Origin of the sequence: Longimicrobium sp., from assembly GCF_036280135.1 — a bacterium.
Taxonomy (GTDB): Bacteria; Gemmatimonadota; Gemmatimonadetes; order Longimicrobiales; family Longimicrobiaceae; genus Longimicrobium.
On sequence record NZ_DASURI010000573.1, the window covers coordinates 1 to 8,853 of the forward strand.

General features: G+C 71.5%; 9 protein-coding genes. 8 read left to right on the forward strand and 1 reads right to left on the reverse strand.

Going from position 1 to position 8,853, the window contains the following annotated elements:
- The 6 genes from VFZ20_RS18435 to VFZ20_RS18460 form a co-directional block, all read left to right on the forward strand.
- A partial coding sequence (locus VFZ20_RS18435; protein ID WP_329685395.1) for a TIGR00282 family metallophosphoesterase occupies positions 1-735 on the forward strand: 735 nt, incomplete at its 5' end.
- 6 nt (positions 736-741) lie between these two features.
- Positions 742-1,650 (forward strand): bifunctional 5,10-methylenetetrahydrofolate dehydrogenase/5,10-methenyltetrahydrofolate cyclohydrolase, encoded by a 909-nt coding sequence (locus VFZ20_RS18440; RefSeq protein ID WP_329685396.1) that lies wholly within the window; start codon positions 742-744, stop codon positions 1,648-1,650.
- 248 nt (positions 1,651-1,898) lie between these two features.
- Positions 1,899-3,011 (forward strand): exodeoxyribonuclease VII large subunit, encoded by a 1,113-nt coding sequence (gene xseA / locus VFZ20_RS18445; RefSeq protein WP_414682949.1) that lies wholly within the window; start codon positions 1,899-1,901, stop codon positions 3,009-3,011.
- A gap of 430 nt (positions 3,012-3,441) precedes the next feature.
- Positions 3,442-3,699: an exodeoxyribonuclease VII small subunit gene (gene xseB, locus VFZ20_RS18450; protein WP_329685398.1), complete on the forward strand. Its 258-nt coding sequence runs from the start codon at positions 3,442-3,444 to the stop codon at positions 3,697-3,699.
- Complete coding sequence (locus tag VFZ20_RS18455) at positions 3,696-4,637, forward strand: farnesyl diphosphate synthase (protein WP_329685399.1); 942 nt, start codon at positions 3,696-3,698, stop codon at positions 4,635-4,637. The genes xseB and VFZ20_RS18455 overlap by 4 nt, the downstream gene beginning before the upstream one ends.
- Positions 4,634-5,095, forward strand: coding sequence for a divergent PAP2 family protein (locus VFZ20_RS18460; RefSeq protein ID WP_329685400.1), 462 nt, complete (start codon positions 4,634-4,636; stop codon positions 5,093-5,095). Before VFZ20_RS18455 ends, VFZ20_RS18460 begins: the two co-directional genes overlap by 4 nt.
- A gap of 44 nt (positions 5,096-5,139) precedes the next feature.
- On the opposite strand, the gene VFZ20_RS18465 is transcribed toward VFZ20_RS18460, so the two are convergent.
- The gene (locus tag VFZ20_RS18465) at positions 5,140-5,319 is read right to left on the reverse strand and encodes a type II toxin-antitoxin system HicB family antitoxin (protein WP_329685401.1); all 180 of its coding nucleotides are present in this window, start codon (positions 5,317-5,319) and stop codon (positions 5,140-5,142) included.
- Positions 5,320-5,619: 300 nt separating this feature from the next.
- Between VFZ20_RS18465 and dxs the strand changes: the two genes are divergently transcribed.
- Entirely contained in the window at positions 5,620-7,557 is a 1,938-nt protein-coding gene (gene dxs / locus VFZ20_RS18470) for a 1-deoxy-D-xylulose-5-phosphate synthase (RefSeq protein ID WP_329685402.1), read from the forward strand.
- Positions 7,554-8,435 (forward strand): NAD(+)/NADH kinase, encoded by an 882-nt coding sequence (locus tag VFZ20_RS18475; protein WP_329685403.1) that lies wholly within the window; start codon positions 7,554-7,556, stop codon positions 8,433-8,435. The genes dxs and VFZ20_RS18475 overlap by 4 nt, the downstream gene beginning before the upstream one ends.
- Positions 8,436-8,853: the final 418 nt, after the last annotated feature.

Sequence of the window (8,853 nt, forward strand, 5' to 3'; positions counted from 1 at the left end):
AACGACCTGCGCGCCGACGTCGTCATCGCCAACGGCGAGAACTCGGCGGGGGGCTTCGGCATCACGCCGGAGGGCGTGGCGGAGTTCCTCGAGTCGGGCGTGGACGTGATCACCACGGGCAACCACGTCTGGGACAAGAAGGAGATCCTTCCCCTGCTGGATTCCGAGCCGCGGCTGCTGCGGCCCGCCAACTATCCGCCCGGCAACCCCGGCCACGGCATGGTGGTCCGCGAGCTGGCCGGCGTGCGGCTGGGGGTGATGAACCTGCAGGGGCGCACGTTCATGGCCCCCATCGACGACCCGTTCCGCATGGCCGACGCCATGCTGGCCGAGCTCAAGGGCCAAGCGGACGTGATCGTCGTGGAGTTCCACGCCGAGGCCACGAGCGAAAAGCAGGCGTTCGCGCGGCATCTGGACGGGCGCGTGGCGGCCGTCGTGGGCACGCACACGCACGTGCAGACGGCGGACGAGCGCGTGCAGCCGCGTGGCACGGCCCGCATTACCGACCTGGGGATGACGGGCGGGCACGACGGGATCATCGGGATGAAGGCCGACATCTCCGTGGAGCGGCAGCTGCGGCAGTCCCGCGGCGAGCGGCTGCAGCCCGCCGACGGGGACCTGCGGCTGCAGGGCGCGGTGGTGGAAGTGGACGTCAAGACGGGACTTGCGCGCTCCATCGAGCGGGTAGACGTTCCCTATGAGCGGGTGCTCCAGGGCGAGTTCAAACGGAAATAGGGGATCGTGGCCAGGATCATCGACGGGACGGCGGTGGCGCGCTCCATCCGCGAGGAGGTGGCGGCGCAGGTGGCGCAGCTTCGCGCGGAGGGAACAGTGCCGGGGCTGGCGGTGGTGCTCGTGGGCAACGACGGCGCCAGCGAGGTCTACGTGCGCGGCAAGGCCCGCGCGTGCGAGGCGGCGGGCATGCACTCGCGCGTGCTGCAGCTCCCCGCCGAAACCTCGGCGGACGAGCTGCTGGGCACCATCGACGGGCTCAACGCGGACCCCGACATCCACGGCATCCTCGTGCAGCTGCCCCTTCCGCCGCACCTGAACTCCAAGACGTTCCTGGAGCGCGTGGCGCCGCACAAGGACGTGGACGGCTTTCACCCCATGAACGTGGGCCGCGCCTTCGTGGGCGATCCCAACGGCTTTGTCCCCGCCACGCCCGAGGGGATCATGGAGCTGCTGCGGCGCGAGCGCATCGACACGCACGGCAGGCACGTGGTGATCGTGGGCCGCAGCCTCATCGTCAGCAAGCCGCTGGCGTCGCTGCTGATGGCGCCGGGCCCCAACGCCACCGTCACCCTCTGCCACCGCCACACGGTGGACCTCGCCCAGCACACGCGCATGGCCGACATCCTGGTCGTGGCCGTGGGCAAGCCGGGGCTCATCACGGCGGACATGGTCAAGGAGGGCGCGGCCGTCTTCGACGTAGGGGTGACGCGCGTGGAGGACCCGACGTCGCCCAGGGGCTACGTCATCAAGGGGGACGTGGATTTCGATGCGGTGGCGGCCAAGACGTCCGCCATCACTCCGGTGCCCGGCGGCGTGGGGCCCATGACCATCGCCATGCTGCTGCGCAACACCGTCACCGCGGCCCGCCGGGCGCACGAGTCCGCCCGCCGCCGCCCCGCCGCCGCCGTCCGGTGACCTGGGACCTGTTCTCCTCCGCCGCGGCCGCCCAGCAGGACGACCTGAACGAGACGCGCAACGCGGAGGTGGCGCGGCGCGTGGCCGCGCAGCAGGCGGACGCCGGGTTCCCCGACGACCCCGTGGACGCCATCCTGGAGCTGGAAGCCACGGTGGAGGCGGAGGTGGTCGCCCTCGCGCCCAAGCGGGCGCGGAAGGGAAAGCAGAAGCGGGAAGAGGCGCCGGAGGGCGGCTGGACGCCCTCCACGCTGAACGCGGCCGCGCGGGCGCTCATCGAGGGGACGTTCCCCGCCGTATGGGTGAACGGCGAGGTGACCAACTTCACGCGGGCCAGGAGTGGCCACTGCTACTTCAGCCTGCGCGACCGCGACTCGCAGATCCGCTGCGTGATGTGGAAGCCGGACGCCCGGCGCCTGCCCACGCAGCCCACGGAGGGGATGGAGGTCCGTGCCCTCGGCAAGCTGACCATCTACGAGGGACGCGGCGAGTTCCAGCTCGTCGTCAGCGAGCTGGAGGCGCGGGGCGAAGGGCTGTGGAAGCTGGCGTTCGACCGCCTGCGCACCAAGCTGGAGACGGAGGGGCTCACGTCGCCCGCGCGCAAGCGGCCCCTGCCGGCGCACCCGGCGTGCGTGGGCGTGGTGACGTCGTCCGCGGGCGCGGCCCTGCGCGACGTGATCAGCGTCATCCGCCGCCGCGCGCCGTGGACGCGCATCGTGCTGAGCGCGGCGCGGGTGCAGGGCGAGGGCGCGGCGGACGAGATCGCGGCGGCCATCCGGCGCATCGGCGCGGCGGGGTGCGCGGACGTGCTGATCGTGGGGCGGGGCGGGGGATCCATGGAGGACCTGTGGGCCTTCAACGAGGAGCCCGTGGCCCGCGCCATCGCCGAGTCGCCCGTCCCCGTGATCAGCGCCGTGGGGCACGAGACGGACTTTACCATCGCGGACCTCGTGGCGGACCTGCGCGCCCCCACGCCCAGCGCCGCGGCCGAGGCCGCCGTGCCGGACCGCGCCTCGCTGCGGCGCGAGCTCGCCGATCTGGGCGAGCGGATGGGGCGGTGCATGGAGGACCGGGTGGAGAGCTGCCGCGAGCGGTTGTTCGAGGCGCGGCTGGACCTGCGCGACGCCCGCGAGCGGCTGGTGGCTGGCCGCCGCGACCGCATGGCCGTGCTGGCGGGCCGGCTGAACGCCCTGTCGCCGCTGTCCACACTGGCGCGCGGCTACGCCGTCCCCCTGGACCCGGCCGGCCGCGTGCTGCGCCGCACGGCGGACTTTACGCCCGGTGCCGCGTTCCGTCTGCGGGTCGTGGACGGATCGGTGGAGTGCCGGGTGGAGGGAGTGGACGGCGAGGATCGCGCAGGGTAGCGGAGCCCGCGAGGCGCCCCGGGGTGGTCGACCGGGAGGATTGGCCGCTCAGGGTGCGGCGCACCGTCCCATCCGTGGAGCGCGCATTCAGCGCGTAGCGAGGCTGGATCAAGTCGGAAGCAGCGGAGTCCGTGCGCACACCCCCGGCGATTGAAATCGCGGCTCTGACCCCGCGATGTCGGCCTTCGCCGACAGGTCGAGACCGGGCAGGGGCCGTGGGGTGCGCGGGCATCGAGTGGGAAGTCAGTCCGCGCGGCCGGGCCATGCGCCCCAAGGAGAAGTTCTCCCCCTCCCCCGCGCAGCGGGGGCAGGGGGCGGGGGGTGGGGGCTCTCTCCCGTGGGAGAAATCTCGCTCCGCCGCTGAATCTTCGCTCAAATCAGTTCGTAGGTTCGCCTGATCTCTCGATCCCAAGCAGTCCTGACCAATACCATGACCACGGCGCAATCCGGAGCCGAACCCCACGCCGACTGGACCTTCGAGGCCGCGCTCGACCGGCTGGGCGAGATCGTGGGGCGCATCGAGGGCGAGTCGCTGGAGCTGGACGAGTCCCTGGCGCTCTTCGAAGAAGGCGTACGCCTGCTGCGCTTTGCCGAGAGCACGCTGGAAGGCGCCGACGAGCGCATCCGCCAGCTGCTGGACGACGGGCTGGGCGGGCATCGCCTGGAAGACTTTCCCGAGGACGCGTGACCGGGGCCGCCGTGACCGACGCGCCCGCCGGCTTCGATGTGCACGCGTTCCTGGACCGCGAACGCGACTGGGTGAACGCCGTCCTTGCCGGCATCGCGCCCACGCTGGCGGAGGGCGCGCCGTCCGCGCTGCGCGAGCCCGTGGAGTACGCGCTCGCCACGCCCGGCAAGCGGCTGCGCCCCATCCTGTGCGTGAGCGCGTACCGCGTGGTGCGGCCGGCGCACCCGCCCGACGCCGTTTACCGGCTGGCGTGCGCGCTGGAGATCGTGCACACCTACTCGCTCGTGCACGACGACCTGCCGTCCATGGACGACGACGCCCTGCGCCGTGGGCGGCCCACCGTGCACGTGGTCCACGGCGAGCGCGCGGCACTGCTGGCGGGCGCGGCGCTCATCCCCGCGGCCGTGCGCGTGCTGGACGCCGCCGCGCGCGACCTGGGGCTGGACGTGCACGCGCGGGGCCGGCTGGTCGCGGAGCTGTGCTCGGCGGGCGGCGCGCGGGGGATGGTGGGCGGACAGTGGCTGGACCTGCTGGGCGAGGCGCCCGGCGCCCGGGTGGACGCGGACGGGCTGGAGCGCATCCACCGCCTCAAGACGGGCGCGCTCCTGGCGGCGTCGCTGCGCATCGGCGCGCTGGCGGCGGGCGCGGACGCGCGGCGGGTGGACGCCCTGACGGACTACGGGCGCGAGCTGGGGCTGGCCTTTCAGATCGTGGACGACGTGCTGGACGTCACCCGCACGGACGCGGAGCTGGGCAAGACGGCCGGCAAGGACGTGGGGGCGGGGAAGGCGACGTATCCCTCGCTGTTCGGGCTGGAGGTGGCCGAGCGGATGGCGCGCGAGCGCGTGGCCCGGGCCGTGGACGCGCTGCACGCGGCCGGCATTCGCTCGGCGGAGTTGGAGGCGCTGGCGGCGTTCGTGCTGGAGCGCGGCCGGTGAGCCCCCTGCGCGAGTGGTTCGGCCCGCTGATCGGGTGGAATCCCCCGCTCGCGCTGGCCCTGCTGGCCATGATGACGGCGCAGGGCTTCAAGTTCATGCGCACGCTCATCCGCCGGAACCGTCCGGACTTCACGCGGCTCATCGGCACGGGCGGGATGCCGTCGGCGCACTCGGCGTCGGTGACGGCGCTGGCCGTGGGCGTGGGGCTCAGTGAGGGCTGGGGCTCGGCCGTCTTTGGCCTGGCGGCGTTCTTCGCACTCATCACCATGTATGACGCCACGGGCATCCGCCGCGCGGCCGGCCACCAGGCGCGCATCCTCAACCAGCTGGTGGAGGGCCTGCGCGAGCACCACAAGCTGGACCTGGAGCGCCTCGCCGAGTTGCTGGGCCACACGCCGCTCGAGGTGGTCGTGGGCGCGCTGTACGGCGCCGTGCTGGCGTTCGCGCTTCACCCCTAGCCGGACTCGCCGACAGGCGCGCCCGGAATGTTTCGGAGAGACGATCAGCGTGATTGCCCCGTGGATGCAAAGAGGTCTCCGCTCGTGAGATCGGTGTAGAGTTCCTCCAGGTGCTCCTTGAACTCATCCAGGCTCTCCCCCTGAGTCCAGCAGTCCGGGAAGGCCTCGAGGTACCCCAGCCAGGCACCGTCTTCTTCCCAGTAGATCATACGCACGGCGTTCATCGCGTCTCGTCCGTCTGGGGAACGTCTGCATCCTGCATCCACTTCATCTCCACTCTCACGGAAATCCGCCGGCGGCACAAGCCTTCGTGACCGCCCCGGCATTGACGGCGCGCTGTTTGCTTTATACCATAAAGTGAGTCGGTGGACGCCGCGTGCAGGGTGTCCCTCCGCGGCCCGCCGAGTGCATCCATCTCCATCCGCCGTCCGGAGATTGGACGAACGCGGCTCAGTCGTCTACATTGATGGCCCAGAGGGTGCTGCTGGATCGCGCCCCGTCGCAATTGACCCGAGGATGAGCCCGTGTCGCTCCTGGATACCGTACAGACCCCCGAAGACGTCCGCGCCCTTTCCGAAGCGCAGCTGGAGCAGCTGTGCGTGGACGTGCGCGACCGCATCATCGACGTGGTGTCGCGGCACAAGGGCGCCCACTTCGGCAGCAACCTGGGCACGGTGGAGCTCACGGTGGCGCTGCACCGCGCCTTCGACACGCCCCGCGACCAGCTGATCTGGGACGTGGGCCACCAGGCGTATCCCCACAAGATCCTCACGGGGCGCAACGAGCGGATGGACAGCATCCGCAAGCGCCACGGGCTGAGCGGCTTTCTGCGCCGCGACGAGAGCGAGTACGACGTGTTCGGCGCCGGGCACGCGGGCACGAGCATCTCGGCCGCCGTGGGCGTGGCGGCCGCGCGCGACATCAAGGGCCAGGACTTCGAGGTCATCGCCGTCATCGGCGACGGCAGCATGACGTGCGGCCTGCCGTACGAGGCGCTGAACAACGCGGGCCACACGGACCGCGACCTCATCGTCGTGCTCAACGACAACGAGATGTCCATCAGCCCCAACGTGGGGGCGCTGCACAAGTACCTGGGCATCCACAAGAAGATCACGGGCGTTCGCACCTCGCCGCTGTACAACCGCATCCGCGAGGAAGTGAAGAAGATGGTGCACGCCGCGCCCCGCTTTGGCACGCTGGGCGAGATGGTGGAGCACTTTGCCGTGCGCGCGGACGACGCCATGAAGGGGATGTTCGTCCCCGGCATGCTCTTCGAGGAGCTGGGCTTCCGCTACGTGGGCCCCGTGGACGGGCACGACGTGGGCGCGCTGGTCCGCACCTTTGAGCAGGTGAAGAAGATGACGGGCCCGCGCCTGGTGCACGTGCTGACCAAAAAGGGCAAGGGCTTCGCGCCGGCCGAGGCGGACCAGGTCAAGTGGCACGCGGCCGCCCTGTTCGACAAGGAGACGGGCGCGCCCCTCAAGAAGTCGTCCGGCGGGCTGCCGCGCTACCAGCAGGTGTTCGGCGAGGCGCTCACGGCGCTGGCGGCGGAGGACCGGGACGTGGTGGCCATCACGGCCGCCATGGCCACGGGCACGGGCACGGACATCTTCGAGCAGGCCCACCCGGACCGATTCTTCGACGTGGGCATCGCCGAGGGGCACGGCGTGACCTTCGCGGCCGGCCTGGCCACGCAGGGGGTCAAGCCGGTGGTCGCCATCTACAGCACGTTCCTGCAGCGCGCCTACGACAGCATCGTGCACGACGTGGCGCTGCAGGACCTGCCGGTGACGTTCGTGATGGACCGCGCGGGCATCGCGGGCGACGACGGCCCCACGCACCACGGCGGCATCGACATCGGCTACATGCTCACCATCCCGGGGATGACGGTTACGGCCCCGCGCGACGGCGAGCAGCTCATCGGGCTGATGAAGACGGCCCTGGCGCACACGACGGGCCCCGTCTCCATCCGCATTCCCCGCGACGCCGTGCCCGCGCTGCCGCGGCCGGTGGCGGAGATCGAGCCGGTGCCGTACGGCACGTGGGAGACGCTGCGGCAGGGGAAGGACCTCGCCATCCTGGCCACGGGGACCATGGTGCTCCCCGCGCTGGCCGCCGCAGAGACGCTGCAGCGCGAGGGCGTGTCGGCCACCGTCGTCGATTGCCGGTTCATCAAGCCGCTGGACGAGGCGGCCCTGGAGCGCCTGTTCCCCCACCACGGCTTCGTGCTGACGGTGGAGGAGGGGACGGAGGCCAACGGATTCGGCGCGTACGTGCGGCGCTACGTGGCGGACCGCTGGCCGGGCGTGCGCGGCGCCACGATGGGGCTGCCGGACGCCTTCGTGGAGCACGGCGAGCGCGCCGAGCTGCTGGGCGAGCTGGGGCTTACCCCCGAGGGGATCGCCGCCCGCGGCCGCGAGCTGCTGGGCAAGCCGCTGCGAAAGCTGGCCGAGACGGCGTGAGCGTGCGCCCCCGCCGCGTCGGCGTCGTCGGCCACTCCAACTACGCGATCCTGCGCGAGACCCTCGCCCGCCTCCAGGCATTCGCCGGGCGGGAGGGGGTCTCGCTGTACTACGAGGAGGAGCTGCGCGAGCTCATGGGCGACGGCGAGGTGCTGTCGCCGGAAGTGTGCGCGGAGCTGGACCTGCTCATCACCCTGGGCGGCGACGGCACGCTGCTGCGGGGCGCGCGCCTCGTCGTGCTGGCGGGCGTGCCCGTGCTGGGTATCAACCTGGGCCACCTGGGGTTCCTGACCTCTGCCCCGCGCGACGAGGTGGAGCAGGCGCTGTCGCACTGGCTGGCGGGCGAGTTCGCCATCGACGAGCGGCTGGTGCTGGCGGTGAACGCCGTGCACGTGGACGGGCAGCGCGGGAAGACGCACCTGGCCCTGAACGACGCCGTGCTGCACAAGACGGGCGCCGCGCGCGTCATCCGCCTGAGCATGAGCTCCATGCACGACGTGGTGGGCAGCTACAGCGCGGACGGCATCATCCTCTCCACGCCCACGGGCTCCACGGCGTATTCGCTGAGCGCTGGTGGGCCCATCGTGTCGCCGGCGGTGCACTGCATCATCGCCACGCCTATCTGCCCGCACACGCTGGGCGTGCGTCCGCTCATCCTGCCCGCGGACGAGACGGTGACCATCGAGGTGCTGTCGCCCACGGAGGAGCTCATCCTCACCATCGACGGCCAGGAGGGCGAGCGGCTGCTGCCGGGCCAGAAGGTCGTCGCGCGCCGCGCCGAGCAGCCCGTCAAGCTCGTGCGCTTCCCTGGACAGAGCTTTTTCCAGACGTTGCGCCGCAAGCTCAAGTGGGGCGACCTCGTGGAGCGCGAGGGCTGACTCGCCCTCCGCGTTGGTCATCTTGAGGAGCCGCCGCGCGATCCACGCCCGTGCACGGTCCTCTGGCGACGAAGGATCTTGCGCGCAAAGCGACAGGCCGGCTCCCACGCGGGGAGCCGGCCTGTCGTTTTGCATGCAAGATCCTTCGCCGCCCTATGCATCCAGCGCGCTCAGGTCCGCCAGGGCCCTCAGCGGATGTTGCTAAACCTGCCCTTCAACGGAGCCCCAGCGAGCGTCATCCTGAGGGAGCGCCGCGCGTAACGTGAACACGCGCAGGACTTTGGCGCGACCGAAGGATCTTGTGTCCAAACCACGGGGCCGGCTTCATGCCTGGAAGCCGGCCCCGAGTCTCGCATACAAGATCCTTCGTCGCCGCCATGGATCAAGCCCAGGCAGGCATCGCGCGGCGGCTCCTCAG